We start from the raw sequence: 25,681 nt of genomic DNA, 5'->3' as shown, positions 1-25,681 counted from the left end.
CGTTCCACACCTACGGCGCGCAGGGCGTCATGCTCGCCGGCAACATCATGGCGATCGCCGTCGGAGCGAGCGAAACACGCATCGGTCTCACCAGGTCGCGTACGCGAGATGGCCAACGCGGCAGGTGACCGCGGGGGCAGCCGTCCACGGAGTCGCGGTTGCGCAAGCGGGTGGCACTGGCGTCGCGGGGCTCTCGGCGCAGTTCCCGCTGGGAGGCGGCACGGTCCTTGTCGGAGCTTCCGCGGAACGCACGATCGCCTTCAATGCACTGCGGCGCCCACCAGCAGCATCAGCACGGCCGGCCCGTGTCGCCTCACAGCAGCCACCACCCCACGAGCACACTGCTCACCACGGTGACCACCCAGGTCACCGACGAGAAGCGGACGGCGAAGGCCCGGCCGAACGTGCCCGCTTGAAGCGCGATCAGCTTCAGGTCCACCATCGGCCCGACCACTATGAACGCCAGCCGTGCGGTCGGCGCGAACCCGCTCAGCGACGCGGCCACGAACGCGTCGGCCTCGCTGCACACGCACAGCACCACGGCGAGCAGCGCCAGCAGTGGGACCGACAACCAGGCGGATCCGGTGAGGACGTCGAGGACGGAGCGTCGCACCGTGATGTTGAAGATGGCCGCTGCTGCCGATGCGAGCATGAGGGAGGCTCCGGCGTGCAGGAAGTCGTGCTGCAGACCGGTCGTGGAGGCACCCGTCCGGAAGGCTCCGGATCCGGTGTTACGAGCTTCGGGAGCCGCAGCGGCTCCTCGCGCTCGAAGCGCGCCCACAGCCAGCTCATCACGACGGCCGTGGCGCGGGAGGCCACGAGCCGGCCCGTCACCATCAGCGGGTGCCCGGGGAACGCGATCGACGTGGCGACCAGGCGACCGGATTGATCGCGGGCGCGGAGAGCAGGAAGGCGGCCACCGGCACGGACGCGCACTCGAAGCCGGGCAGCACCGCACCGGCCGCGCCCGATGGGCGCGGCGAGCGCGGATTGCGCGGTAGCAGTCGGTGGACGACACGCTCGGGGCCGAAGGCACCGATGGCCGCAGACACGACCATGCCCAGCAGAAGGAACGGGACGCCTTGGACGACGACGACCGTGAAGACCGTCCACCAGGCAGCCACCGGCGGGCGCAGAGGTCGAGCGCGATCGCCGGGCCGAGGACACGGGAGACCGTGGCGATCGCGAAGCCGCCGAGGACGACATACACGAGCGTCCGCAGGACGAGACGCATGACGTCAGCGAGCCCGCCTCGCCACTCCACGTACTCCTGCTCGCTCACGCCACTCGCTTCGCCGTACAACAGCTCGGACGCGCCGCACACCAGCGACGGACGCTGTGCGTCGGCCAGCCCCCGCCCAGCGCGAAGTTGCCGGACATACGGCTGCACGGTCCCAAAGGAGGGGGCCCTGTGGCGCCACCAGCGGCGAACTCAGATGACTGGTTGCGGATCTGGGCACGCGGAGAGGTGAAGGCTCAGGCAGGCTGCGGGTTCGGTGTCCTGGCCCCCCATCGCCGGGTGCGGCGGTTGCCCGCTACTCGGCAGATGACGTAGATGGTGAACGAGATGGTGGTGACGTAGGGGCTGATGGGGATGCTGCTGCCCAGGGCCAGCAGGATGCCGCCCTCGATCGACGCCACGGCGAAGGCGACGCTGAGGAGGGGGAGCAGGACCGGTGAGGCGGTGACGCGGGCGGCGGCTGCCGCGGGTGTGACGACGAGGGTGAGGACCAGCAGCGCGCCGACGACCTGTACCGACAGGGCGACCGTGAGGCCGAGGGCGAGCATGAAGGCGAAGGACAGTGAGCGCACCGGCACTCCGCGGGCCTCGGCGACGTCAGGGTCGGCGCTGGCGAAGGCCAGCGGGCGCCAGATGACCGCGAGGACGACGAGGACCAGGGCGGAGGTGGAGAGCAGCCAGGTCATCTGCGGGGTGTCGACGGCGACGATCTGGCCGGTGAGGAGGCCGAACTTGTTGGCGGCCCGGCCTTTGTAGAGGGCGAGGAAGAGGACGCCGAGCCCGAGGCCGAACGGCATGAGGATGCCGATGACCGAGTTGCGGTCCCGGGCGCGTGCTCCCAGGACGCCGATCGCGCCGGCTGCGACGAGTGAGCCGACGATCGATCCTGCGACGATGTTGGCGCCCATCAGCAGGGCGGCGGAGGCGCCCGCGAAGGAGAGTTCGCTGATGCCGTGCACCGCGAAGGGCAGGTCGCGCATGATGACGAAGACCCCGGCCAGGCCCCCGACCAGGCCGAGTGAGGCGCCGACGATGAGCGAGTTGCGGACCAGGGACAGCAGTTCGCCGTAGTTGTCGAAGGCGAAGATCTGCTGCCAGATCCCGTCGGCGAGCGTCATGAGCGGACTCCGTCGGTCTCGTGGGTTTCCTGGGCGGGGTGGTGGGGCGGTGCGGCGACCTCGTCCGGCGCTCCGACGACCACGATCCGGCCGTGCACGCGGACGACGTCGACCTGGGTGCCGTAGAGCTGCGACAGCGACTCGGAGGTCAACACCTCCTCCGGTGTCCCGATCCGGTGGCCGCCCCGCGCCAGGTACAGCACCCGGTCCACCAGCCCCAGGATCGGGTTGATCTCGTGGGTGACGAAGACCACCGCGGTGCCGTGTTCACGGCGGCGGGCGTCCACGAGTTCGGTGACCGCCCGTTGGTGGTTGAGGTCGAGGGAGAGCAGCGGTTCGTCGCACAGCAGGATCCGCGGGTCGGTGGCCAGGGCCTGCCCGATGCGTACGCGCTGGCGTTCGCCGCCGGAGAGCAGGCCGAGCGGGACGTCGGCGTAGGCCGAGGCGCCGACCGCCGCCAGGATCTCGTCCACCCGACGGCGGGCGGCACCCGTGCGCAGCCTCGGCCCGAAGCGGTGCCCGTCGATCCCGAACCGCACGAGGTCGCGGGCGCGCAGCATCGCGTACGCGGACAGGGCCGCCTGCTGGGGGACGTACCCGATGTGCCGGCCGCCCTCGCGCGCGGGCCGGCCGAGGACCGTCAGCGTTCCGGCGGACAGCGGTTGGCGGCCCAGCAGGGCTCGTACGAGGCTGGTCTTGCCGGAGCCGTTCGGTCCGAGCACGGCCAGGAACTCCCCTGGACGTACGTCGAGATCGAGGCCCTGCCACACCACACGCTCGCCGTAGGACACGGCGGCCGAGCGCAGGCTGAGCACCGGCGCGGTACCGCTGTCGCCCTGTCGGGATTGCGGGACGGGGGCCACGGCCGCCCGCCTCACTTGGCCAGCGCGCTCGCGAGCGCGTCGACGTTGGACGTCATCCAGCCGAGGTAGTCCTTGCCCTTGGGGAGGGTCTCGGTCACGGGCACGGCGGGGATGCCGGCCGCCTTGGCCGCGTTCTCGACCTTGACCGACTGCGGGCCGGAGGTCTGCGCGTTGTAGACGAGTGCCTTGACCTGCTTGTCGCTGTAGAGGGCCAGGGTTTCCTGGAGGACCTTCGGGGAGACGTCGCTGCCTTCCTCGATGGCCGCGCTGAACTCCTCGGGCGTCTTGTTGACCAGGCCGCTGGCCGTGGTCATATACAGCGGTACCGGTTCCGTGATGCCGATGCCCTCGCCGGCGTGCTCCTTCTTGATCTGCGCTTCCTTCGCCTCCAGCGCTGTGAGCTTGGCCTTGAAGGCTGAGGCGTTCTTGGTGAAGGTGGCGGCGTCCGCCGGATCGGCCTTGCCCAGAGCCGCGGCGACGCTGTCGGCGATCTTGGCGACGGTGGGGAAGTCGTACCAGACGTGCTCGTTGAGTTCGCCGCCCTTCGGGGCGGTCTTGCCCGAGACCTTGACGGCGTTGATCACCTCGGCGGAGGACTTGCCGCTCTTCAGCATCCGGTCGACGAAGTCGTCGTAGCCGCCGCCGTTCTCGATGACGACCTTCGCCTTGGAGAGGGTCAACTGGTTCTGGGTGTCGGCCTCGTAGGAGTGCGGGTCCTGGTCGGGGTCGCTGATGATCGAGGTGACGTCGACGTGGTCGCCGCCTATCTGCTCGACGACGTCGCCCCAGACGTTGGTCGAGGCGACCACCGTGATCTTGGCTGTGGAGGACGAGGCCGAGTCCGACGCCGAACTCCCGTCGCTTCCGGAGTCCGAGGAGCTGCCGCAGCCTGCCAGCAGGGCAAGGGAGGCGCCGGCTATGAGCGCCAGGGGACGGCGGGACGGGGACGTAGTCATGGATCGTTCCTCTTCGCATGCCGGGTCGCCCGATCGGACCCTGGTGGCTTCCACGCTAGTTGGGAATGAATGTCAAGACCATCCTTAGTCATCACCGATATGACAATCGTTGCCAAAAATTGACGGGCGTCTATGGGTGCCTACGGGTGTGTACGGCACCGGTCGCAGATCCCCGTGAGTTCCACCGTGTGCTCGACCTCGGCGAACCCGGTGGCGGTGGCCACGTCGTCCGCCCAGCGCTCGACGGCCTCCGCCTCCACGGCCCGGCTGAGTCCGCAGCGACGACAGACGAGGTAGTGGCGGTGCCCGTCGACGGGCCGGGTGCGGTAGAGCCGCTCGCCGGTTTTCTCCCTCACGACGTCGACGCGCCCGGTGCGCTCCAGCGTCCGGAGAGTTCGGTACACCGTGGTGAGCCCGACCGTGGAGCCGCCCGCCGTCAGTGCCGCGTGCAGCTCCCTCGCGGACACGAAGTCGGCGCAGTCGTGCAACACGCCCAGTACGGCGCTCCGTTGCCAGGTCGACCGCCAGGCCGGCTGCACCTCCGCGGCCGACGAATCGTGCATGACGGATGCCTCCCGCGACGTGGATGTCCTTCTGTCGCGCAAGGTTAGTTGAACATGATTTCCATGACTATGGGTTCTGTCCGGCAGGTCGCGCGGTTCGACCCCGCCCGGGTGATGGCGGTCGGCTATGCCGTGTCGGCCGTCCGGCTCGGCGGCCTCCTCCTGGCCGACGCGGACACAGGCGTCGGGACACTGTCAGCGGTGTCCGTCGTGCTCGGGGCCGCGATCGGCCCCGCCCAACTCGCGGGCGTGGCCGCCCTGTCGGTGTGGCGCTCGGGACTCGCCGCCGCGAGTATCAGCGCCGGCCGGCGGGTCGGTACGGCCCTGGGGGTTGCAGTACTGGGCCTCATCGTCGCCACGTGCTCCGGCACCCGGATGGGCGCCGAGCACTTCTCGGACGGGTTCGTGCGCGGACTGCACGCGTCCGGGGTGGTCACCGCGAGCGCGACGCTGGCGTCTGCCGTGCTTCTCGCCGTCCATGCTCGTGCCGCGCGGTCCGAAGTGCCACGCCGGCCTCGGCAGTCGTGGAAATCCGGTGGCTGGCCGCTCGCGTGGATCGTCCAGCCGGGAGAGGAGGTGTTCAGGGCTCGGCGGCCACGCGCGGGCGTGGTATAACAATGGAAACCATTTTCAATAAATCTCGCGGGGAGGGTACGAGCGTGGTCGAGTCCGTGCGCGGCCGTGGGAGCCGTCCCGTCAGCCGCCCTTTCACTCTGGCCGTCTGCTCGTCATGCGATCCCGTGCCGGACCGCGTGATGGAGGCCCTGCGTCGCGCCGTGCGGAGCTGTCCTCATGGAGTGATGGTGTCCACCGGCTGCCTGGGTGCGATTCTCCGCTGTCGTAGGGGCCGGGGTCTGCATGCGGCCGTCCAGCCGTGCGGGGTGGACCGCAGGCCCGCGGGAACCGTCGTCCGGCTCGGTCCGCTCGTCACCGAGGCCGACGCGGAGGCGGTCGGTGTCTGGCTCAAGGCCGGAATGCCCGACGACGGCACGCTGCCCGACCGGCTGCGGGCGGGGCCCGCCCCGCGGCAGGTCGCCCACCTCAACTGAGGCTGGAGGTACGTGCCTTGATCGGCCCGACGCCCATCAGTCTCGACGGCGAAGGGCAGTCGGTTCTCGGAATGCGAGAGGCCCGCGCCGTAGGTGGTGACGCCGCTCGTGCCGTCGGCGAAGAGGGCGTTCCGCGTGCCGCCGGCGCGCAACATCCGCAGGGCGTGCGTGTCACGGGCGTACCGGAAGCGGGCAAGTCCGGGAGAGACGTACGCGTGCTCGCTCAACTCCGGACCGACGGAGCCGAGTTGGATCGGAACTTGCCGGAAGCGCAAAAGCCCCAATGGTCGGCTCGGCCTGCTCTCGACTCGAAAAGAGCCCGGCACCACCGGATCGAGGCGTGCCGGGCTACTCCTGCGCGTGCCGGATGGCGTCGAGCACGATGTGGGCGACGTGGTCGTCGGTGAGGCCGTACTGGATCTCCCGGGCCTGCCGGTGCGCGGTCACGATCCGCGAGGTGCGCAGGATCCGGAGGTGCTGGGAGACCAGCGGCTGACTCACCCCGAGGGCGGCGACCAGTTCGTGGACGTACTTCTTGCCCTCGGACAGTTCGCGCACGATGCCCAGGCGCACCGGGGAGGCCAGTGCTTTCAGGAGGTCGCTGGCCGCCTGTAGGGCGCGTATCGGCTCGTCCGCGGAGGGTGCCGGGGGAGGGGGAATGGTTGCCACATGCAGACATTAGCATGTGGCAATGATTGTCGGTTCGTGTTCGGGCCGTTGAGTGCGGGAGCGCTCAGTGGTCGTCCCAGTGCCCCTCGTGTGAGGCGTGGCGGTGGCCGTCGTGCACGTAGTCGACGTGGTCCTCGTGCGGCACGGCGACGTGTCCGCAGCCCTCGCCGTGCTGGTGGCCGTGGTCCGCGTGGGTGGCGTGGCCGGTGCTTGCGCACTCGTCGACATGGCCCTCGTGGCTGCGGTGGAGGTGGCCGTCGTGCGCGAAGTCGGTGTGGTCGCCATGCGGGATGGCGACGTGGCCGCAGCCCTCGCCGTGGGCGTGCGCGTGGCCGTCGTGCGTGCGGTGCTCGGTGGCGCTGGTCATCTCATGCTCCTGGTCGTGTTCTGGGGTCGCTCGGGGAAGGTGCCCGCAGTTGATGCATGGCGACATCAATATATAGCAATGCTCGCATGTGTTGGGTGACCGGGTCGCGTCGGCTGTCGGGTGTGTCGAATCGTGGGCGCTTAATGACTGTTGTAGGCGGAAATGATTACGTCCGGACGCTTGTTGAACCGCGCTCGGCCGGTGCGGCCGAAAGGGATGGTGCCTGTCGTGGGAGTGCCCCTGTATCTGCGACCACGACTGGAACCACCGCTCAGTTCGCTCCTGGACGACGCCCGGCCGCTCCTGCGCTCGCTCGTCGACGCGCTCGGCTCACCGCTCAACGTGCTGCTCCCGGAACGGATCGCCGAGAACGCTGAGCGGTTCCGTGCCGTCTACCGCGAGCACCGTCTTGCCGGGCGGGTGTACTTCGCGCACAAGGCGAACCAATCCAGCGCGCTGGTACGGCGGTTGGCGGCGGCCGACCAGACGGGTGTCGGCATCGACGTCGCCTCGCTGGGGGAGCTGCAACACGCCCTGGGGTGCGGCTTCACCCCGGACCGGATCATGGCCACCGGCCCGAAGGACCCCGAGTTCCTGTGGCTGGCCGCCCGCACCGGGGTGACGGTGAACGTCGACTCGCGCGGCGAACTCGACCAACTGGCAGAGTTAGTACGGAAGTACGGCCTGCCGCGCGTCGATGTCCTGCTGCGGCTGGCCGAGTTCGAGTCGGCGCGGGACGCGCAGGGTGTGCGCGTGCTGTCCCGGCGGAGCCGCTTCGGTTCCCCGGTCGGCGACGTCGGCGAGTTGCTGTCCGCGGTCGAACGGCACAGTGACGCCGTCGAGTTGACCGGCGTCGCCTACCACCTGGACACCACCGCCCAGGCGGAGAAGGCCCGCGCCCTGGAACGCTGTGTGAGCGTCATGGACGAGTGCCGGGCCCGTGGTCTTTCGCCACGTGTCCTCGACATCGGCGGGGGCTTCGGTGTCGGTTACGTCGCCGACGCCGACGAGTGGGAGGGCTACACGACCGCGCTGAGCGAGGCGGTGCTCGGCACGCGCCCGCCGCTGACCTGGCGTGGCCACGGCTACGGGCTCCGTAACGAGGGCGGCACGGTGCGCGGGAGCGCCGCCCTCTACCCGGCGTACCGCCCGACCGCCGGCCCCGGCTACCTCGACGAACTCCTGTCCCTGACCGCGCCTTTGGCGGGCCGCCAGTCGGGGGGCCTGCTTCTGGAGCACCTGTACGACCTGTACATCGAACCGGGCCGGGCGCTGGTCGACCAGTGCGGGCTCTCCCTGGCCCGTGTCGTCGATGTACGGCGGCTGGAGGAGAGCGGGGGCTCGGGCTCGGCCGGGTATCTGGTGCGCCTAGGCATGAACGCCGGGGACGTGAGCCTGGAGGAACACGGCGTACTCGTCGATCCCGTACTGCTTCCCCGCGCCGAGGCGGAGGGGGAGAGGGAAGGCCCGGTCGGGGTGCATCTCGTCGGCAACCTGTGCCTGGAAGCCGATCTGATCACGCGCCGCACGGTCTTCCTGCCCCGGCTGCCGCGCGCCGGCGACCTGCTCGCCTTCGCCAACACCGCGGGCTACGCGATGGACTTCCACGCCCATCACGCCCAACGGCAGCCGCTCGCCCGCACCGTGGCCGTCGTACGGGAAGGCGACTCCTGGCGCTGGTGCCTGGACGAGGAGTACTGGCCGATCACACATCCCCAGGGAGCCTGGTCATGAGGTACGACAGCATCACGGAAGCCATCGGCAACACACCCTTGGTGCGCATCGACCCCGCCGCCCACGGCCTGCGCCACATCGACCTGTACGCGAAACTGGAGATGCTCAACCCCTTCGGCTCGGTCAAGGACCGGCCCGCCTGGAACATGGCCCGTCCGCTCCTCGAAGCCGCCGCGGGACACGGCGAGACGGTCGTGGAACTCTCCAGCGGCAACACGGCCAAGGCCCTCGCCCTGCTCGCCGGAATGCACGGTCTGCGCTTCAAGAGCGTCACCAACCGGATGCGGGTGCCGGAGATCAAGGAACTGCTCCTGCTGCTGGGCGCCGAGATCGAGGAGTTGCCCGGGCAGAGCGAGTGTCTCGACCCGACCGACACGGACGATCCGCTGACCCGCTTCCACCAGGCCCTGATCGAGCCGGGAAGCACCTACCTCCACACCGACCAGTACTTCAACCCGCTCAACACCGAGGCCCACGCGGCCGGTACCGGTCCGGAGATCATCAAGGACCTGGACGGCCGCGCCCCGGACTGGTTCATCGCCTGTGTCGGTACGGCCGGTTCGTCGACCGGCGTGGCCCGGGTGCTGCGCGAGCACGACCCGGACGTACGCGTCCTCGGCCTGGTCGCCCACAAGTCGGACTTCATCCCCGGCATCCGCACCATCGACGAGGTGCACCAGGTCGGCCTGTTCGACCCGGCGACGTACGACACGATCGAGTCGATCACCTCCGAGGAGGCCATCGACGGCATGCTCACCCTCGTCCGCCGCTGCGGACTGCTGTCCGGGCCGACCGGCGGCGCCGCCTACCTGGGCGCCGTGCGCCATCTGCGGTCCGTGGACGCGGAGTTGGCGGACTCGGACGAGCGCCGCACGGCGGTCTTCATCGTCTGCGACCGCGCCGAGAGCTATCTGAGCTACGTACGCCAGCGCCGCCCCGAGCTGCTCGGCCGGCCGCGCCGGGGGAACTCCGCCGCCGCTCTCACCGAGGCCGAAGTCCAGGAAGCGGCAACGGTCGTGGACACCGTCGAAGCCCGGGCGTGGATCGCCGGCGGTGAGCCCCGTCCGCTCGTCGTCGACCTGCGCGGTCCGCACGCGTACGCCGCGCTGCACATCGAAGGGTCTCTCAACATCGTCGACGAGATCTTCGACGAACTCGTCCGCGCCGGGCTGCCCTTCAGTAAGGCGCAGCCGGTGCTGCTGGCCTGTCCGGTGGGGGAGAAGTCCGCCCGCTACGCGGCCCTGCTGACCCGGATGGGACATCCGGACGTCCGCAGCCTGGCCGGCGGGATCGTCGCCTGGCGGGACGCGGGCGCGCCGCTGGTGCGGGAATGAGCGTCGTGCGGCCCCAGGAGGCTGAACCGGCGCTCTGGCAGCGGGAGTTGAGGGAGCAGTTCCCGATCATCACCGCCCACCCTGAGCTGACCTACCTCGACAGCGGGGCCACCTCGCAGAAACCGCAGGCCGTGCTGGACGCCGTACACACGTATCTCACGACGGCCAACGCCAATGCGGGGCGCGGCACTTACCCGTGGGCCAACCGCACCACGGACCTGGTGGAACGGACCCGACGGCGGGTGAAGGAGTTCCTCGCCGACCCCGAACCGCGGCGCTCCGCCGTCCACTTCACCAGCGGAACCACCGAGGGCCTGCGCACCATAGCCCGCGACTGGCTCCCCGCCCACCTCACCGACGGCGACGAGATCCTCGTACCCTTCGCCGACCACCGCGCGAACCTCGACCCCTGGTTGGAGGTCCAACGGCTGCTGGCCGAGCGGGGGATCGACATCCGCGTACGAGCACTGCCTTATCAGGCCGAGTCGGGGGACTATGACCACCGGGCGCTGGACCGGGTCATCGGCCCGCGCACTCGTTTCGTCGCCGCCACCCACATCCACCATGTCTACGGCGGCGACATGAACGTGCATCGCCTCCGCGCGGCCGTCGGCCCGGACGTGCCGATCTGCCTGGACGCCGCGCAGAGCGTCGGTCATCTCCCGCTCTCCGTGGCCGAGTTCGCGCTCGACGTCGATTTCGTCGTCTTCTCGGGGCACAAGGCGCTGGCCCTGCCCGGCACCGGCGCGGTCTGGGCGCGCAACGCGCGCGGCCCGGCGTTCGAGCCGGACGGCTGGCAGGGCACCCCCAACACCGTGGGCATCGCCTCGCTGGAAGCCGCCCTCGACTGGCTGGACGCGGCGGGCATCGACCGGATCGCCCACTGGACCGGCGCCCTCACCGCCCGGCTCACCGAGGGCCTTGGGCACCTCGCCTCGTACGAGATCCTGGGCTGCCAGTCCAGCCTGGCCGCCCACTCCACGCTCCCCGCCGCGCAACGGCGCCATGGCATCGTCACGTTCCGGCATCACGGCATTCCCTCTGACGACCTCGGCTTCATCCTGTTCAGCCACGGCTTCATGGTGCGCGCGGACAGCCTCTGTCAGGCCGGGGCGAGCGAGAAGGACGGTTCGGTGCGGGTCAGCCTGCACGTGTACAACACGGAGGAGGAGATCGACCGCCTGCTGAGCGTGCTCGCGTCACTCGACTGACACCCAAAGCATCAATGAAAACCGTTTCCACCTGTAGATTCGGTCATGTCCGGTACAGGTGAGTGACGGAAGAGGTGGCACGGCCAGATGGGCGTGAGCATGGAGACGGCCAGGCACTGGGTGGAGCGCTGGGAGCGGCAACAGCAGCGCTACGCCGTCGACCGCGAGGAACGGTTCACCGTGATCGCCGACGTGGTCGAGCACATCACGGCCGGCCGTACCCGGCCGCTTCTGCTGGACCTCGGCTGCGGACCCGGCTCGATGGCGGCGCGGCTCGCCGAACGGCTGCCCGACGCGGAGATCGTCGCGGTCGACATGGATCCGCTGCTGCTGGAACTCGGCCGTACCCACCACACGGGCGCCGCTCGCTACGTCGACACCGTGATCGGTGCCGACGACTGGACCGAAGCCCTCGCCCTGAACCGCTCGCTGGACGTGGCCGTCTCCACCACCGCCCTGCACTACCTCCCCGAGCCGACCCTGCTGCGCACCTACCGTCGCCTCGCCGCCCTCCTGCGCCCCGGCGGCGCCCTCGTCAACGGCGACCACTTCCCGGCGGCCGGCCCGCCCTGCTCCGAACTCATCGCCCACGTGGGACGCCGCCGGGCCGAGCGATCCCACTCCCACGCACACGAGGACTGGCAGTCCTGGTGGAAGGCGGCGGCCCAGGAACCCGAACTGGCCGACCTGTTCACCGAGCGGGAGCGGCGCATGGCGTCCCAGGGAGGGGGCGGAGAGTACGACCTGACGGCCGCCCGCCACATCGAACTGCTGCGGCAGGCGGGCTTCGCCCATGTCGCCCCCGTCTGGCAGTTCGGCGACAGCCACGTACTGGTCGCGATCAAGGACTGACTCGCCTGGACGCCGTCAGAGGACGAGGCTCATCAGGATGTCGTCGCGGTCGTCGCCGGGGGCCACCCGCAGCGCCCCCGGCCACCGCCCGACCTCCGTCCAGCCCAGCTTCCGGTAGAACACCTCAAGGCTCATCCCGCTCCGCGCGGTGAGCCCCAGCCGTTCCAGGCCCATCTCGTCGCGGGCGATACCGGGAACACGTCGCATCAGCGCCGCACCGATGCCCAGCCCACGGAACCGCGGGTGCGTCTGGACGTGGTTGACCATGCCGCAGTGCGCGACGAGCGGATGCTGGTCACGACGCAGAAGCAGCCAGCCCGCGAGGACGCCCTCGACGGTGGCGACGAGCATCCTGCCGCGATGAGGGTCGAGTCCGCGCATGAGTCGGTCGACTTCGGGCTCGACGTCCCGCGGACTCACCGGCGGCAGGGGAAAACTGGCGGCGACGACCGCCCCGCCCGCGTTGGTCACCGCCGTCCAGCAGTCGACCAGTTCGCGTCTGAGGCCGGGAGTGATCTGCTGGGGCCGGACGATCTGGGCGAGGTCGGCCGGCTTCCCTGTTACGTGCGCTTTCATGGCGATCACCCTGTCAGACGGGTCTCAGGTTCCCGCCATGAGCGCGGGCTGTTCGTGTTCGCAGGTGTCGTCGATGCCGTAGGTGTCCCAGGCGGGGAACGGGTCGACCGGTGGCAGGCTCTCGCCGTCCGCCATGAGGCAGTCGGTCAGGGCGGCTTGCAGTGCCGCCGGGTTCAAGTCGATGCCGATGAAGACCAGTTCCTGACTGTCAGGCCCTTCGGTGTCGCGAGCGGCGGACGGCTCGAAGCGCGCGACGGAGCCGGCCTGCGACCACAGACCCGTCACGTGCGGGCGGCTCGCCAGCGTGAAGAACCCCTTCGACCGCAGGACCCGTCCATAGGCACCGCTGTCGAGTTCCTCCGTCACGAACGTCCACAACCGGCCCGGGTGGAAGGGCAGTTCGGAGCGGAAGACGGTGGACGAGATGCCGTACTCCTCCGTCTCAGGTACATGGTCGCCGTTGAGTTCCCTGACCCAGCCGGGAGCCTGCTGGGCGCGCTCCAAGTCGAACAGCCGGGTGCCGAGCACGTCGCCGACCGTGACGCGGCCGTGGACGGCCGGGACGACACGGGCGGCCGGGTTGAGACGGCTGAGCGTCGCCCGAAGCTCGTCGGCGGTCTCCGTGTCGACGAGGTCGAGCTTGTTGAGTACGAGCACGTCGGCGAACTCGATCTGGTCCATCAGCAGGTCGCTGACGGTGCGTTCGTCGTCCTCGTACTGGTCCAGGCCGCGCTCGACCAGCTCGTCTCCGCTTGCCAGTTCGGCCAGGAAGTTCGCCGCGTCGACGACGGTGACCATGGTGTCGAGGCGGGCGAGGTCGTCCAGCGTCGCCCCGTCGTCGCGCGCGAAGGCGAAGGTGGCGGCCACCGGCATGGGTTCGGAGATGCCGGACGACTCGATGAGGAGGTAGTCGAAACGGCCCTCGAGGGCGAGGCGTTCGACCTCCTCCAGCAGATCGTCGCGCAGGGTGCAGCAGATGCACCCGTTGGTCATCTCGACCAGCCGCTCCTCGGTGCGCGACAGGGCGGCCTCGCCGCCGCGCACCAGGGCGGCGTCGATGTTGACCTCGCTCATGTCGTTGACGATGACGGCGACGCGCAGGCCCTCACGGTTGCCGAGGACATGGTTGAGCAGAGTGGTCTTGCCGGCGCCGAGGAAGCCGGACAGGACGGTGACGGGCAGCCGCTCGGGCCGGTCGTACGGCACGGGCTCAGCCCTCGGGGCGCAGCAGCCCGCGCTCGTACGCCTTGGCCAGCCGCTGCGGCACCAGGTACGGGACGCCGTCGATGGTGACCGGTGTCAACTGCGCCGGGGTTGCCTTCCATTGGGCCCGGCGGTGACGGGTGTTGCTGCGGGACATCTTGCGTTTGGGCACGGCCATGGGAGTCCTCCTGGACGGGCTGGTGGGCGGGGCCAAACGCTACATGAAAATGGATCCCATTACTAATGACGAGGAGGTGCTCGCTGAAGTATGGTCATGACAATCATTTTCAATTACGTCTCTCCCGAAGGAGACTCCTGTCATGCGACCCGCCCTCCCCCGTCGTTCCGTCGCCGTCCTCACGGCCCTCCTGCTGAGTGCCGGTGCGAGTGCCTGCTCCACGGCGGCCTCCTCGGACACCGCCACGTCGTCCGACGGCCCGATCCAGGTGGTGGCCGCGGAGAACTTCTGGGGCTCCATCGCCCAGCAGCTCGGTGGCAGCCATGTGAAGGTCACCAGCGTCATCAGTAACCCGAACGCCGACCCGCACGACTACGAGCCCACCGCCGCCGACGGCCGCAAGGTCGCCACCGCCCGCTACGCCATCGTCAACGGCATCGGCTACGACGCCTGGGCCGACAAGCTGCTCGCCGCCAACCCGGACGCCGGCCGCACCGAGTTGAAGGTCGGCGACCTGGTCGGACTCAAGCCCGGTGACAACCCGCACCGCTGGTTCTCCCCGGACGACGTCCACCAGGTCATCGAGAAGATCACCGCCGACTACAAGAAGATCGACCCGGACCGCTCCCCGTACTTCGACGCCCGCGCCAAGACCTTCGAGAACACGACCCTCGCGCCCTACAACCAGCTCATATCGAGCATCAGGAAGACCTACGCCGACACCCCCATCGGCGCCTCGGAGTCCATCGTCACGCCGCTCGCCGACGGCCTCGGCCTGAAGATGCTGACGCCCGAGTCCTTCCTCGACGCGATCAGCGAGGGCACGGACCCGACGGCCAGGGACAAGTCCACGATCGACGGACAGATCGAGGGCAGGAAGATCAGGGTCTACGTCTACAACAGCCAGAACTCCACCTCGGATGTGCAGGCCCAGGTCAAGGCGGCCAAGGCGGCGGGCATTCCGGTGGTCACCGTCACTGAGACGCCCACCCCGGCCACGGCGTCCTTCCAGGACTGGCAGGTACGGCAGTTGAACGCGCTGAAGGCGGCGCTGACCGAGGCGGCGGGCAGTCGATGAGCTTCGATGCCGTAGGGGCACTCGTGCCGACGCAGCGGTCGGGTGCGGACGCGCCGGTGGTCTCCCTGCGGGGCGTGGCGGCGCGGGTGGGCGGGCGAACCCTGTGGTCTGGCGTGGATCTCACGGTCGGCGCGGGGGAGTTCGTGGCGGTGCTCGGCCCGAACGGGGCCGGCAAGTCGACCCTGGTGAAGATGGTGCTCGGGATGGTGCCGCCCGCCGCGGGCGAGGTGCGGGTGCTGGGCGGGGTGCCCGGCCGGACCGGTGATCGCGTGGGCTATCTGCCCCAGCGTCGCAGCTTCGACGCGTCGCTCAGGATTCGCGGCGTCGACATTGTGCGTCTCGGTCTGGACGGCAACCGCTGGGGCGTCCCGTTGCCTCTGCCTGCCCGCTTCAGCGCACGTCGGCGTGAGCAGGACGAACGGGTCGCGGAAGCAATCGAGTTGGTAGGCGCCACCTCGTACGGGCACCGGCCGATCGGCGCCTGCTCGGGCGGCGAGCAGCAACGGCTGCTGATCGCCCAAGCCCTCGTACGTGGACCGAAGTTGCTGCTCCTTGACGAGCCGCTCGACAGCCTCGACCTCTCGCACCAGGGCGCTGTCGCCGCGCTGGTCGGCCGGATCTGCCGGGAGCGCGGGACGAGCGTGGTGATGGTCGCCCACGACGTGAATCCGATCCTGCCCTGGCTCGACCGTGTCGTGTACATCGCGGGAGGCGGGGTTGCTGCCGGGCGGCCCGAGGCGGTCATCACGACGCAGACGCTGACCCGGCTGTACGGGGCGCCCGTGGAGGTCCTGCGCGCGACGGACGGACGGCTGGTCGTGGTGGGCTCCCCGGAACCGCCCGCCGTGCACAGTGATCGGCACGCCTCGTGACCGTCATCCGTGAAATGTGGGAGTACCCGTTCATGGTCAACGCCTTCCGCGCCGGCACGATCGTGGCCGTACTGGCCGCCGTCATGGGCTGGTTCATGGTCCTGCGGCGGCAGAGCTTCGCAGGCCACACCCTCGCGATGGTGAGCTTCCCCGGCGCCGCGTTCGCCACGCTGCTCGGGATCAGCGCGGTCTTCGGCTACTTCGCGTTCTGCGTGGGCGCGGCCCTGGTCCTGGCATCCGTGTCCCGGCGCGAGGCCGGACAGGACGCCGCGCTGACCGGAACCGTGCAGGCGTTCCTGCTGGCCTGCGGGTATCTCTTCGTCGCCCTGTACAAGGGCTTTCTCGGCGGGGTCAACTCCCTGTTGTTCGGCAGCTTCCTGGGGATCACGGACGCGCAGGTGCTGACCCTGGCAGTGATCGCGGCCGTAGCGCTGGGCGTGCTGGCGGTGATCGGTCGGCCGTTGCTGTTCGCCTCGGTCGACGAGGCGGTCGCCGTGGCAGGGCGCGTTCCGGTACGGGCGCTGTCGGCGGCGTTCCTGGTCCTGCTGGGCCTGGCCACGGCCGGCGCGAGCCAGATCACCGGCAGCCTGCTCGTCTTCGCGCTGCTCGTGATGCCGGCGGCGACGGCTCAACAACTCACCGCACGACCGGTGAGGAGCCTCGTGCTGTCCGTGCTGATCGCGGTCGCGGCGGTGTGGGCCGCACTGGTGGCCGCGTACTACTCGCCGTATCCGATCGGGTTCTACGTGACGACGTTCGCCTTCGCCGTGTACGTGCTGACCCGATTCGGAAGGTTCGTGGAAGGCAAGCTCGCATGAATGCCTTCGAGCATCCGTTCTTCGTGCATGCCCTGCTCGCGGGCACCGGCATCGCGGCGGCCGCCGGGCTGGTCGGCTACTTCCTGGTGCTGCGCGCCCAGGTCTTCACCGGCGACGCGCTCGGCCATGTCGCGTTCACGGGTGCCTTGGGCGCCCTCGCGGCGGGGGTGGACCCGCGGCTGGGACTGTTCGCCGGCACCATCGCCGTGGCCGTCCTGATCGGGGCGGTCGGGCGGCGGGGACGCGCCGACGACGTGGCCATCGGCAGTGTCTTCTCCTGGCTGCTGGGCCTGGGCGCCTTCTTCCTCACCCTCTACACGACTTCGCGGGGTGCCGCGCACGGTACGGCGGGCGTGAGTGTGTTGTTCGGCTCGATCTTCGGGCTGTCGGGAAGCCAGGCGTGGACCACTGCCGCGACGGGCGCCGCGATCTGCGGGGCCGTCCTGCTGCTGGCCCGCCCGTTGCTGTTCTCCTCGGTCGACGAGGCGGTGGCGGCGGTGCGCGGAGTACCCGTACGGGCTGTCGGCATCGCCTTCCTCGTCCTGGCCGGAGCCTGCACCGCGCAGGCCACCCAGGCGGTCGGATCACTGCTGCTGCTCGGCCTGCTCGCCGCGCCCGCGGGAGCAGCGCATCGCCTGACCCAACGCCCTTACCGCGCCTTGGCGTTGTCGGCCGGACTCGCCGTCGCCGAGATGTGGACGGGGCTGGGCCTCAGCTATGCCGTACCGGTGCTGCCGCCGAGCTTCGCCATCCTGGCGACGGCGACAGGCGTGTACGCGCTGGCGGTGATCGCCGTTCGACCTCGACCGGGTGCGGCGGTGTGACGTCGGCTCGGCGTGAGTCGCGCATGCGGACAACGGCGTTCGGACTGTCCGGCCTCGGTTCAGCCGGGATCGCGCATGCCGACCCGCAGGTGTTCGATGTGGTGGACGGCCTGGTCGAGGAGCTGGGCGACATGGTCGTCGTAGAGGCGGTAGACGACGCGTCGGCCCTCGCGCCGGCCGGTGACCAGGCCCAACGCCCGCAGCAGGCGCAGTTGGTGGGAGACGGCGGACTGTTCCATGCCGACGGTGGCGGCGAGTTCGGTGACGGAGACGCCCGACGTGTCCGCCTGCCGCAGGGCGATCAGGATCAACAGCCGGGAGGGCGTGGCCAGGGCCTGGAGCGTGGCGGCCACCGATGTTGCCGTGGCCTCGTCGAGGCGGGCGGCCGCGATGACGTCGCGGCCGCCTACGGCCTCGTCGGCCTTGACCGGGTCACCGGCGTGCACGGATCCGGGCCTCACGCGGCGGACGGACGAACTGCAACTCCAGTGCCACCGGGGGCACCGCGACCCCGGGCCCGCCCTCGGCCGCCCAGCGCAGCAGCTCCTCCGTGCAGTCGTCGTCCATGGCGAAGCCGATCCAGGTGGCCCGGCCCCCGGCCCGCCGGCCGGCCGCGGAGGGCTGGACGACGATGACGTTGGCCTGGTCGCAGGGGCCGAGGCAGTCCGTCGTGCGGACGTGGAAGCCGTGCTCGGCGGCACCGGCGCGCAGCCGCTCCACCTGCCAAGTGTGGTCGGTGGCAGGGAACTTGCGCGGGTTGCCGCAGCAGCATCCCCGGCAGACGACGAGGGTGCAGGGCCTGTCCCGGGCGGCGCCGATCGTCACGGTACGGGGGTTCACAGAGCGGTCCTGGACGGTACGCGGTGGGCGCGGACACGGCCGTCCCGGTGGGCGCTGACCAGCAGATGGGGACCGGCCCAGGCGAGCGCCGCGACCGCCTCGCCGTCTCCTTCGAGGGTGCGCGCCGGTTGCAGCCGTGCCTGCGGTGGACCGGCGGTGGCGTGCCACAGTGCCACCGCACCGTCGTCGCCCCCGCTGGCGAGATGGCCGGCGGCACCCGGCCGCCAGGCGAGTGCGGTGACCGTCTCGTGGCAGCGCAGGGAGCGCGGCCCGGTGCCCTCCGGACCCTTGTCGGCGAAGTCCCACACCGTCACGTCCGGCGCGCCGTCGGCGGCCAGCCAGAACCCGGTCTCGTCGAACGCGAGCCGCGAGATCTTCTCCGGGTAGCCGGACATGGTCAGTTCACTGCCATCGCGCGTGCGCCAGATGTGGATGGACGCGTCCTGGTTGCCGCTGCAGATCCACTTCCCGGTCGGTGCGACGGCGAGCGCCAGGTGCGAGCCGACGTAGGGGTACGTGACCACGGCCTTCTCGGTGTGCCGCTCATACCCCTGCACCGCGCCGTACGCGGCCACGGCCAGCCGCCGCCCTTGCCGCAGCCACGCGAGGTCGGTGACCGTCGACGCGGCGGGCTCAGTACGCCACAACTCCCCGCCGTCCGCGTTCAGTACGAGGGCACGGCGGCCGGAGGTGACCGCGACGCGTTCATGGTTCGCCCAGGCGGCGGCTGCGGACCAGGCACCGGATTCCCGGACGGTCGTGCGGCCGTCCGCACGCCGCCACAGGGCATACCCCATGGGCCCGGTGACCGCCAAGTGCTGTGCGTCCGGGGAGAGTTCGACGCGCAGCGCCCCGCCGGGGAGGTCCAGTGCCCCGATCTCGGCGCCGAACGCGGCGTCCAGGACCCGTACCGTGCCCTCGGCTCCCGCGACCGCCACCAGATCCCCGCGCGCGCTGAGCGCGACCGGGGCGTCGTCGATGGAGACGTCCCAGGCGAGTGCGGTGTCCACGCTGCTGACGCTCACGCGACCGCTCCCGCCGTGGCGAGGCAGGCGGCGAAGTCGCGCTCCAGGCCGTCCCGGTCGAGGTTGCGGCCGATGAAGACGAGCTTGTTGCGCCGCTTCTCGCCGTCCCGCCAGTCCCGTCCGAACTCGCCGTCCAGCAGCATGTGCACGCCCTGGAAGACGTACTGTTTCGGTGCCCCGGCGATGGCGAGGATGCCCTTGGAGCGGAAGATGTCGACGCCCTTGGTGCGCAGCAGGTTGCCGAGCCAGGCGTTGAGGCGGTCCTCGTCGAGCTCGCCGGGCAGGTCGATGCCGACCGAGGTGACGGTCAGGTCGTGCTGGTGCTCGGTCTCGGTGAGGAAGGACGGGTCGTCGGCGAGGACCCGCTCCAGGTCGAACGCGCCGACGTCCAGGACCTGTTGGAGATCGACCTCGGCGTGCCGGGCCGGGATGACGCGTACGCCGTGGTTGATGGCGCGGATACGGCGGACGACCTCCAGGATCGTCTCGTCGTCGGCCAGGTCGGTCTTGTTGAGCACCACCCGGTCGGCGAAGGCGATCTGCTCTACGGCCTCGTTCTCCACGCCCTCGGGCTTCACCTCGTCCAGGTGCTGGAGCACGTGGGCGGCGTCGACGAGGGTGACGATGGCGTCCAGGCGCAGTTGGGCGGCGATCTCGTCGTCCATGAAGAAGGTCTGCGCGACGGGCGCCGGGTCGGCGAGGCCGGTGGTCTCGATGAGGATGTGGTCGAACTTCTCGCGGCGGCGCATCAGGGCGCCCAGGATGCGGATGAGATCTCCTCGTACGGTGCAGCAGATGCAGCCGTTGTTCATTTCGAAGATCTCTTCCTCGGCGTCGAGGACGAGCGCGTCGTCGATGCCGACCTCGCCGAACTCGTTCTCGATGACGGCGATCCGCATACCGTGCTGCTCGGTGAGGATGCGGTTGAGCAAGGTCGTCTTGCCCGAGCCGAGGAAGCCGGTCAGTACGGTGACGGGGACGCGCTCGTCGCGCGGTTCGTGCTCCTCGCGCGTTTCCGGGGTGGTCAAGTCGGGCTCCTAGTGGTCCTGTTGGTGGTGTTCGTCGGTGAGCAGGGCGCGCCGGAGGTCGTCCTCGGTGATCTCCTCGGCGGCCCGGTGCAGGGTCCAGCGGCGGGCTTCGCCGTCCATGGGGAGCACGGCGACGACCGTCTCCAGCGGGGGACAGCCCGGTTCGGTGCAGGCGAGTTGGCGGACCATCACGGCGGTGTCGTCGTCGAGGCCGAGCAGGCAGCGCACGGTCTCCTTCAGCGCGCGTAGCTGCTGCGTTGGTCCCGGCTGTCGGGCTCCAAGTGGCATGGTGGCTCTCCTTGTTCGTCCCCGGTGAGGTGGCAGTCGGTGCAGAGGCCGGTGAGCTCGACGGTGTGCCGCACCGCGGTGAACCCGGTGTCGGTGGCGATGCGCGCTGCCCAGTCCTCGACGACCTCGGAGTCCACCGGAGGGCTTTGTCCGCAGCAGCGGCAGATCAGGTAGTGGCGGTGCCCATCGGCCGGGCGCAGCCGGTAGAGCCGTCCGTCCTCGTCGTCGCGTACGACGTCGAGACCGCCCCCGGCCTCCAGTTCACGCAGTGCCCGGTAGACGGTGGTGAGGCCGATCGAGTGGGCGTCGGCGACCAACCGGGCGTACAGGTCCTGCGCCGACACGAAGTCCGGGCAGACCGCGAGCGCACGTAGCACCGCTCTGCGTTGCCGGGTCGTGCGGCCGCCCACGGCAGATCACCCCCAGTAGCACTCGCGGGATCGGTACCCCCTCAACTTAGATGGAAATGAAATTCATGTCCACATGAACGTCGAGTCATGTGTCGAGGTGTTTTCGGTCCCTGCGTGAGCGTGAGCGTGAGCGTGTGTTTGGGAGTGGGATCGGGAGAACCGTCCGCGCGGCTGGTCAGCCCAGTGCTGCAGCGGTGTCGGCGCCGGTGGCCGCGGTGGTGTCGCGCAGCCCGAGGCGCAGGTGCTCAACGTGGTACAGGGTCTGGCGGGTGGTGGTCGGGGTGGCCATCCACCAGGACAGCGGCCCCCGCACGTTCGGTGACATAGCCAACGCCGGGGTGCTATACCGGCAGCTGCTGACCGACGACTTCGCGGGCGTCGCCGACGCCACGGCCGCGACGGTCGCCGAGTTCACCCGGGACGTGTCCGGAGCCTGGGAGTTCCACGAGATGGTGCGCGGGTTCGACAGCGACCCGGTGCTCTTCGCCACGGAGATGGGCAGCGTCCGGCAGTGACGCGGGCCCAGAGCTCCGTCCGATCACTCGCCGCACCCGTACCTCCTGCCTCGTGCGTGCTGTCGCCCTGTCGGGGAGAACACTGGACTAACAACGGCTAACACAAAGAGGTGGATCGGTCCTGACGGCCGTGTCTGGGGCGGTAGTTGAGCGTTCGGCTGGATGTGGGGACATCGCCGTGGATCGTGTCGGATGAGCTGTGGGACCGTCTGGAGCCGTTGCTGCCGCAGCGCGCACGCAGGTTCCGGTATCCCGGCCGCAAAGCGTTGCCGGACCGCGAGGTGCTGTGCGGGATCCTGTACGTGCTGCACACCGGTATCCAGTGGGAGTACCTGCCGCAGGATTTGGGCTTCGGCTCGGGCATGACGTGCTGGCGGCGGCTGCGGGACTGGAACGAGGCCGGTGTCTGGCAGCGGCTGCACGAGGTCCTGCTGGCCGAGTTGAACGCGGCCTCGCGCCTGGACTGGTCCCGCTGCGTGGTCGACTCCTCCCACGTCCGTGCCTTAAAAGGGGGCAGCACACGGGGCCGTCGCCGGTCGACCGGGGCCGGGCAGGCTCGAAGCACCACGTGATCACCGACGGGCACGGCACCCCGCTCGCAGTCCTGCTGACCGGCGGCAACCGCAACGACGTCACCCAGTTGATCCCGCTGCTCGATGCAATCCCGCCCGTCCGCGGCCGAGTTGGCCGGCCCCGCCGCAAGCCTGACTCGCTCTTCGCCGACCGGGGCTACGACCACGACGTCTACCGCGACCAGGTCCGCGATCGCGGCATCGTGCCCGCCATCGCCAGACGTGGCACCCGGCACGGCACGGGGTTGGGTACTTACCGGTGGGTGGTCGAGCGGACCTTCGCCTGGCTCCACGGCTTCCGCCGGCTGCGTATCCGCTGGGAACGCAGAGCCGACATCCACGAAGCGTTCCTCAAACTTGCCTGCTGTCTCATCACCCACCGACAACTCGGCTCATTGTGTTAGCCGTTGTAAGGGCTTGCCGGGAAACAAGTCGTGGCTTCCAGCTGCGGGACTCGTTGCTCTGGTATGGGGAGACCGGAGGGGATCGAGGCCGTCCTGGCTGCGAAGTTCCAGATGCTGTTGCCGCACCTGGACGAACGTCAGCGTCGGCTGGCCATAGGGGCGGAAGCGCTGTCGCTGGGGCATGGTGGGATCAGGCTCGTCGCTGCCGCGGCCGGGGTTCGGGAGGGCACGGTCTCGCGCGGAGCGGCTGAACTGGAGTCCGGTCAGGCTCTGTTGGGGAGGGTCCGCCGTCCTGGTGGGGGCCGGAAGAAGGCTGTGGACCTTGATCCGGGGCTGCGGCCGGCGCTACTTGCGCTGGTCGAGCCCGACGAGCGGGGCGACCCGATGTCGCCGCTGCGATGGACGACGAAGTCGACCCGCAAGCTGGCAGCGGAGCTGACCCGGCAGGGCCACTGGGTCTCCGCCGACACGGTCGCCGGCCTGCTGCGGGAGGAAGGCTTCAGTCTGCAGGCCAACGCCAAGACCATCGAGGGTGCTCAGCACCCCGACCGGGACTCCCAGTTCCGCTACCTCAACGAGCAGGCACGAGACCACAGGGACGCCGGTGACCCAGTGATCAGCGTGGACAGCAAGAAGAAGGAGCTGATCGGCGACTACAAGAACGCCGGGCACGAATGGCGGCCCGCAGGACAGCCCGTGAAGGTCAAGACGCACGACTTCCCCGGCCAGGCCGAGAAGGCGATTCCGTACGGGATCTATGACATGGCGGCGAACGCCGGCTGGGTCAGCATCGGCACCGATCACGACACCGCGGCGTTTGCCGTCGCCTCGATCCGGCGCTGGTGGCAGGCGGTCGGTCGGCACGACTACCCCCGTGCCCGCCGGCTGCTGATCACCGCCGACGGCGGGGGCTCCAACGGCTACCGCACCCGCGGCTGGAAGACCCAGCTCGCCGACCTCGCCGCCGAGACCGGCCTGGAGATCACGGTGTGTCACCTGCCGCCCGGCACCTCGAAGTGGAACAAGATCGAGCACCGGTTGTTCTCCCACATCACCATGAACTGGCGCGGCAGGCCCCTGACCAGCCATGAAGTCATGCTCCAGACCATCGCCGCGACCACCAGCCGCACCGGCCTCACCGTCCATGCCGAACTCGACAGCGGTGAGTACCCCACCGGCATCCGCGTCAGCGACGACGAGATCGCCGCCCTGCCCATCACCCGCCATCGCTTCCACGGCGACTGGAACTACACCCTCCACCCCCAGCGTCCGATGGACGCGGCGACCACCGGCAGCACAGCGGACGAGACCCTGGCGGACAGAGCGTCTCGCCTCACGCCACGTTCGCTGCAGGACCCGGAATTGACCGGGATGCCCCGCCGGCAGCTCAGCGAGCTCATCGACTCGTTGACTCCAGCGATGGAGGTTCAACGCGAGCACGTGCTCCGCACACGTCGGGGCCACGAGCGCCTGGTGGCCCCTGGCGCAGGCGCCAAAGCCAAGCTCGCCTCAGCCGACCGGGTCCTGGTCACCGTGCTCCATCTGCGCAAACTCGCGACCATGGAGCTCCTGGGCCAGCTCTTCAACACCACCGCCATGACCATCAGCCGCGCAGTGAAAGACGTCCGCCCGCTCCTGGAAGCCCAGGGTGTTCATCTCCCGGCCTCAACAGCCCGTTTCCGCACACGGGAAGACGTCGCCAGCTTCCTCGACCCTGACAAAACCAAGATCAAACCGCCGTGTTGATTCCCGGCAAGCCCTAAGGCGCTGGCGTGCTTGAAAGGTCTCGGTTGATGGCGGGGAGGTTCGCACGGCGGACGGTCGATCTCGTCGAAGCCTGGTTGCGGCTCGGCGCGTGGATTCTCGGCGTGGTGGGCGGAAAGACCGTGGGCCTCGTGCGGCGCTGGTGGCGGAGCGGAGCTTCGAGGGGGAGCGGTCCGGCAGCCGGGAGGTCGCGGCGGTGCTGGCCGGCAACGCGAAGGATGCGGCGATCTCGCGGCCGGACGACCGGCGAGCCCGGGCGGAGGTCCAGTGGACGACTCTGGACGGTCACACCCGCACCGGTCGGACCAGGGTGTCTCTCCATGCCCCGGAGGGACGCGGGTGTCGGTGTGGAACGGCCGGGGCGATCTGATCTCCCGGCCTCCGGACCGGGCGGAGGCGATTCTGGAGGCGAGCGCACGGGGCATCGGGGCGACGACGTTCGGCGGTGCTCTTGGGGATGCTGTTCGCCCTCGAAGCGTGTGCCGGAACGCTGGACGCGGGTCGGGCGACTGTCTGGGACGTTCTGGGCGTGCTGTTGTTTCTTGCTCCTCGTTCCCGCGTGTAGTGGCCGGGCCGGGACGGCTGAGGTCGTGCCGGCTGGGGCGTGAGCATGCGGTTCGCACCGACCGACTCGTCTGCGTGCGCTGGGCGTGCAGTGGGGCGTGAAGCTTGGTGCCGCGGGATGCCGACGGGGGCCGGATCGAGATGGACGCCGAGGTCCTGGTCGCAAATCCGGCTCTATGGAGCCTGGTGAAGTCCGGCGTGCGTACGTCGATGGAGCGAGGGCGTCTCTACCGCGGGCACTCGACAGCACCTCGGCGGTCACTTGGTCCCTTCTGCTGGGGCGTCCGACATCACGCAACACCGCACCAGAGAAGGGTGGGTGTACTGCGCGGCGGTCCTGGACGCGTTCAGCCGCAAGATAGTGGGCTGGTCGATCGACTCCAGACAGGACGCCACCCTCGTGGTCAACGCGCTGGACATGGCCCTCCGCAACCGGCGCCCCGAACCGGGCGGGATAGTCCACGCCGATCACGGCACCCAGTTCACCTCCTGGGTCTTCGGGGAAAGGATCCGCTCCGCCGGGCTCCTGCCATCGTTCGGCATGGTCGGGGACGGCCTGGACAACGCGATGATGGAGTCGTTCTGGTCCTCGATGCAGATCGAGCTGCTCAACCGCAAGCGGTGGAAGACCCGGGTCGAGTTGGCGAACGCGATCTTCGAGTACATCGAGGGACCCTGTTGCTCAATTCGAGGGAGTTTGCGTCGATCACTCGGTCGGAGGCAGGCGGAGAGACGGATCCTGCTGGTCAGGGGTGCGTGAAGGGGT

General features: G+C 69.8%; 27 protein-coding genes and 5 pseudogenes. 14 read left to right on the top strand and 18 right to left on the bottom strand.

Translation table 11 applies throughout. From position 1 onward, the window contains the following. Positions 1–10 precede the first annotated feature (10 nt). The 6 genes and pseudogenes from ABZT04_RS43395 to ABZT04_RS43370 all read right to left on the bottom strand — a co-directional run. Positions 11–276 (bottom strand): annotated as a pseudogene (locus ABZT04_RS43395) (hypothetical protein); the annotation flags it as partial. Between the two features lie 37 nt (positions 277–313). Next, positions 314–1,234, bottom strand: a pseudogene (locus ABZT04_RS43390) (permease). Between the two features lie 242 nt (positions 1,235–1,476). Next, on the bottom strand, positions 1,477–2,358 hold the full coding sequence (locus ABZT04_RS43385; protein WP_356065476.1) for a metal ABC transporter permease: 882 nt from the start codon (positions 2,356–2,358) through the stop codon (positions 1,477–1,479). Continuing rightward, positions 2,355–3,221, bottom strand: coding sequence for a metal ABC transporter ATP-binding protein (locus ABZT04_RS43380; protein WP_356065473.1), 867 nt, complete (start codon positions 3,219–3,221; stop codon positions 2,355–2,357). The genes ABZT04_RS43385 and ABZT04_RS43380 overlap by 4 nt, the downstream gene beginning before the upstream one ends. A gap of 11 nt (positions 3,222–3,232) precedes the next feature. Continuing rightward, the gene (locus ABZT04_RS43375; protein WP_356065470.1) at positions 3,233–4,177 is read right to left on the bottom strand and encodes a zinc ABC transporter substrate-binding protein; all 945 of its coding nucleotides are present in this window, start codon (positions 4,175–4,177) and stop codon (positions 3,233–3,235) included. Between the two features lie 140 nt (positions 4,178–4,317). Next, entirely contained in the window at positions 4,318–4,740 is a 423-nt protein-coding gene (locus tag ABZT04_RS43370) for a transcriptional repressor (RefSeq protein WP_356065467.1), read from the bottom strand. 63 nt (positions 4,741–4,803) lie between these two features. Between ABZT04_RS43370 and ABZT04_RS43365 the strand changes: the two genes are divergently transcribed. Next, on the top strand, positions 4,804–5,355 hold the full coding sequence (locus ABZT04_RS43365; RefSeq protein WP_356065465.1) for a hypothetical protein: 552 nt from the start codon (positions 4,804–4,806) through the stop codon (positions 5,353–5,355). Between the two features lie 266 nt (positions 5,356–5,621). Next, entirely contained in the window at positions 5,622–5,789 is a 168-nt protein-coding gene (locus ABZT04_RS43360) for a hypothetical protein (RefSeq protein WP_356065463.1), read from the top strand. A 348-nt stretch (positions 5,790–6,137) separates the two neighbouring features. On the opposite strand, the gene ABZT04_RS43355 is transcribed toward ABZT04_RS43360, so the two are convergent. Beyond that, the gene (locus tag ABZT04_RS43355; protein WP_356065460.1) at positions 6,138–6,458 is read right to left on the bottom strand and encodes a metalloregulator ArsR/SmtB family transcription factor; all 321 of its coding nucleotides are present in this window, start codon (positions 6,456–6,458) and stop codon (positions 6,138–6,140) included. Between the two features lie 64 nt (positions 6,459–6,522). Then, entirely contained in the window at positions 6,523–6,825 is a 303-nt protein-coding gene (locus tag ABZT04_RS43350; protein WP_356065457.1) for a hypothetical protein, read from the bottom strand. Positions 6,826–7,041: 216 nt separating this feature from the next. Here ABZT04_RS43350 and ABZT04_RS43345 point away from each other — a divergent pair, with 216 nt between their 5' ends. The 4 genes from ABZT04_RS43345 to ABZT04_RS43330 all read left to right on the top strand — a co-directional run bounded on the left by ABZT04_RS43345 (position 7,042) and on the right by ABZT04_RS43330 (position 11,956). Beyond that, positions 7,042–8,559, top strand: coding sequence for a Y4yA family PLP-dependent enzyme (locus ABZT04_RS43345; RefSeq protein ID WP_356065454.1), 1,518 nt, complete (start codon positions 7,042–7,044; stop codon positions 8,557–8,559). Continuing rightward, positions 8,556–9,893 carry a pyridoxal-phosphate dependent enzyme gene (locus tag ABZT04_RS43340; protein ID WP_356065452.1) on the top strand — a complete coding sequence of 446 codons (1,338 nt, stop codon included), beginning with the start codon at positions 8,556–8,558 and terminating at the stop codon, positions 9,891–9,893. Before ABZT04_RS43345 ends, ABZT04_RS43340 begins: the two co-directional genes overlap by 4 nt. Beyond that, positions 9,890–11,104, top strand: a complete 1,215-nt coding sequence (locus tag ABZT04_RS43335; RefSeq protein ID WP_356065449.1) for an aminotransferase class V-fold PLP-dependent enzyme — start codon at positions 9,890–9,892, stop codon at positions 11,102–11,104. Before ABZT04_RS43340 ends, ABZT04_RS43335 begins: the two co-directional genes overlap by 4 nt. An 87-nt stretch (positions 11,105–11,191) precedes the next feature. Then, a complete protein-coding gene (locus tag ABZT04_RS43330; RefSeq protein ID WP_356065446.1) occupies positions 11,192–11,956 on the top strand; it encodes a class I SAM-dependent methyltransferase in 765 nt (254 codons plus the stop codon). A 15-nt stretch (positions 11,957–11,971) separates the two neighbouring features. Here ABZT04_RS43330 and ABZT04_RS43325 read toward each other — a convergent pair whose 3' ends face one another. From ABZT04_RS43325 to rpmF, 3 genes are read right to left on the bottom strand one after another with little or no spacing between them, the layout of a single operon-like run. Continuing rightward, positions 11,972–12,532 carry a GNAT family N-acetyltransferase gene (locus ABZT04_RS43325; RefSeq protein WP_356065443.1) on the bottom strand — a complete coding sequence of 187 codons (561 nt, stop codon included), beginning with the start codon at positions 12,530–12,532 and terminating at the stop codon, positions 11,972–11,974. 24 nt (positions 12,533–12,556) lie between these two features. Continuing rightward, entirely contained in the window at positions 12,557–13,738 is a 1,182-nt protein-coding gene (locus tag ABZT04_RS43320) for a GTP-binding protein (RefSeq protein WP_356065441.1), read from the bottom strand. 4 nt (positions 13,739–13,742) lie between these two features. Then, complete coding sequence (rpmF, locus tag ABZT04_RS43315) at positions 13,743–13,913, bottom strand: 50S ribosomal protein L32 (protein ID WP_356065438.1); 171 nt, start codon at positions 13,911–13,913, stop codon at positions 13,743–13,745. Positions 13,914–14,055: 142 nt separating this feature from the next. Here rpmF and ABZT04_RS43310 point away from each other — a divergent pair, with 142 nt between their 5' ends. From ABZT04_RS43310 to ABZT04_RS43295, 4 genes are read left to right on the top strand one after another with little or no spacing between them, the layout of a single operon-like run. After that, positions 14,056–14,991, top strand: a complete 936-nt coding sequence (locus ABZT04_RS43310; RefSeq protein ID WP_356065434.1) for a zinc ABC transporter substrate-binding protein — start codon at positions 14,056–14,058, stop codon at positions 14,989–14,991. Beyond that, positions 14,988–15,863 (top strand): metal ABC transporter ATP-binding protein, encoded by an 876-nt coding sequence (locus ABZT04_RS43305; protein ID WP_356065432.1) that lies wholly within the window; start codon positions 14,988–14,990, stop codon positions 15,861–15,863. The genes ABZT04_RS43310 and ABZT04_RS43305 overlap by 4 nt, the downstream gene beginning before the upstream one ends. Further along, the gene (locus tag ABZT04_RS43300; RefSeq protein WP_356065430.1) at positions 15,860–16,681 is read left to right on the top strand and encodes a metal ABC transporter permease; all 822 of its coding nucleotides are present in this window, start codon (positions 15,860–15,862) and stop codon (positions 16,679–16,681) included. The genes ABZT04_RS43305 and ABZT04_RS43300 overlap by 4 nt, the downstream gene beginning before the upstream one ends. Beyond that, on the top strand, positions 16,678–17,505 hold the full coding sequence (locus ABZT04_RS43295) for a metal ABC transporter permease (protein WP_356065428.1): 828 nt from the start codon (positions 16,678–16,680) through the stop codon (positions 17,503–17,505). Before ABZT04_RS43300 ends, ABZT04_RS43295 begins: the two co-directional genes overlap by 4 nt. A gap of 59 nt (positions 17,506–17,564) precedes the next feature. Here ABZT04_RS43295 and ABZT04_RS43290 read toward each other — a convergent pair whose 3' ends face one another. The 7 genes from ABZT04_RS43290 to ABZT04_RS43260 form a co-directional block, all read right to left on the bottom strand. After that, positions 17,565–17,897 (bottom strand): metalloregulator ArsR/SmtB family transcription factor, encoded by a 333-nt coding sequence (locus ABZT04_RS43290; RefSeq protein WP_356065483.1) that lies wholly within the window; start codon positions 17,895–17,897, stop codon positions 17,565–17,567. A gap of 40 nt (positions 17,898–17,937) precedes the next feature. After that, positions 17,938–18,345, bottom strand: coding sequence for a (2Fe-2S) ferredoxin domain-containing protein (locus ABZT04_RS43285; RefSeq protein WP_356065426.1), 408 nt, complete (start codon positions 18,343–18,345; stop codon positions 17,938–17,940). Further along, complete coding sequence (locus ABZT04_RS43280; protein WP_356065423.1) at positions 18,342–19,370, bottom strand: hypothetical protein; 1,029 nt, start codon at positions 19,368–19,370, stop codon at positions 18,342–18,344. Before ABZT04_RS43280 ends, ABZT04_RS43285 begins: the two co-directional genes overlap by 4 nt. Beyond that, positions 19,367–20,398: a GTP-binding protein gene (locus ABZT04_RS43275; RefSeq protein WP_356065421.1), complete on the bottom strand. Its 1,032-nt coding sequence runs from the start codon at positions 20,396–20,398 to the stop codon at positions 19,367–19,369. The genes ABZT04_RS43280 and ABZT04_RS43275 overlap by 4 nt, the downstream gene beginning before the upstream one ends. Before the next feature lie 9 nt (positions 20,399–20,407). After that, positions 20,408–20,626 carry a hypothetical protein gene (locus ABZT04_RS43270; RefSeq protein WP_356065419.1) on the bottom strand — a complete coding sequence of 73 codons (219 nt, stop codon included), beginning with the start codon at positions 20,624–20,626 and terminating at the stop codon, positions 20,408–20,410. Between the two features lie 8 nt (positions 20,627–20,634). Next, entirely contained in the window at positions 20,635–21,096 is a 462-nt protein-coding gene (locus ABZT04_RS43265) for a Fur family transcriptional regulator (protein WP_356065416.1), read from the bottom strand. Positions 21,097–21,271: 175 nt separating this feature from the next. Further along, positions 21,272–21,427 carry a hypothetical protein gene (locus ABZT04_RS43260; RefSeq protein WP_356065486.1) on the bottom strand — a complete coding sequence of 52 codons (156 nt, stop codon included), beginning with the start codon at positions 21,425–21,427 and terminating at the stop codon, positions 21,272–21,274. Here ABZT04_RS43260 and ABZT04_RS43255 point away from each other — a divergent pair. The 4 genes and pseudogenes from ABZT04_RS43255 to ABZT04_RS43240 form a co-directional block, all read left to right on the top strand. Continuing rightward, a pseudogene (locus ABZT04_RS43255) lies at positions 21,363–21,611 on the top strand (TerD-family protein); the annotation flags it as partial. The gene ABZT04_RS43260 and the pseudogene ABZT04_RS43255 sit on opposite strands and share 65 nt — an antisense overlap. A gap of 164 nt (positions 21,612–21,775) precedes the next feature. Continuing rightward, positions 21,776–22,587 (top strand): annotated as a pseudogene (locus ABZT04_RS43250) (IS5 family transposase). Positions 22,588–22,698: 111 nt separating this feature from the next. Then, complete coding sequence (locus ABZT04_RS43245) at positions 22,699–24,333, top strand: ISAzo13 family transposase (RefSeq protein ID WP_356065479.1); 1,635 nt, start codon at positions 22,699–22,701, stop codon at positions 24,331–24,333. 775 nt (positions 24,334–25,108) lie between these two features. After that, positions 25,109–25,585 (top strand): annotated as a pseudogene (locus tag ABZT04_RS43240) (DDE-type integrase/transposase/recombinase); the annotation flags it as partial. Between the last annotated feature and the right edge of the window lie 96 nt (positions 25,586–25,681).

It is taken from the genome of Streptomyces sp. NPDC005492 (genome assembly GCF_040605995.1).
In the GTDB taxonomy this organism is placed as follows: domain Bacteria; phylum Actinomycetota; class Actinomycetes; order Streptomycetales; family Streptomycetaceae; genus Streptomyces.
Note: the sequence above shows the minus strand (reverse complement) of the source record. Positions and strands in the feature narration are given on the sequence as shown.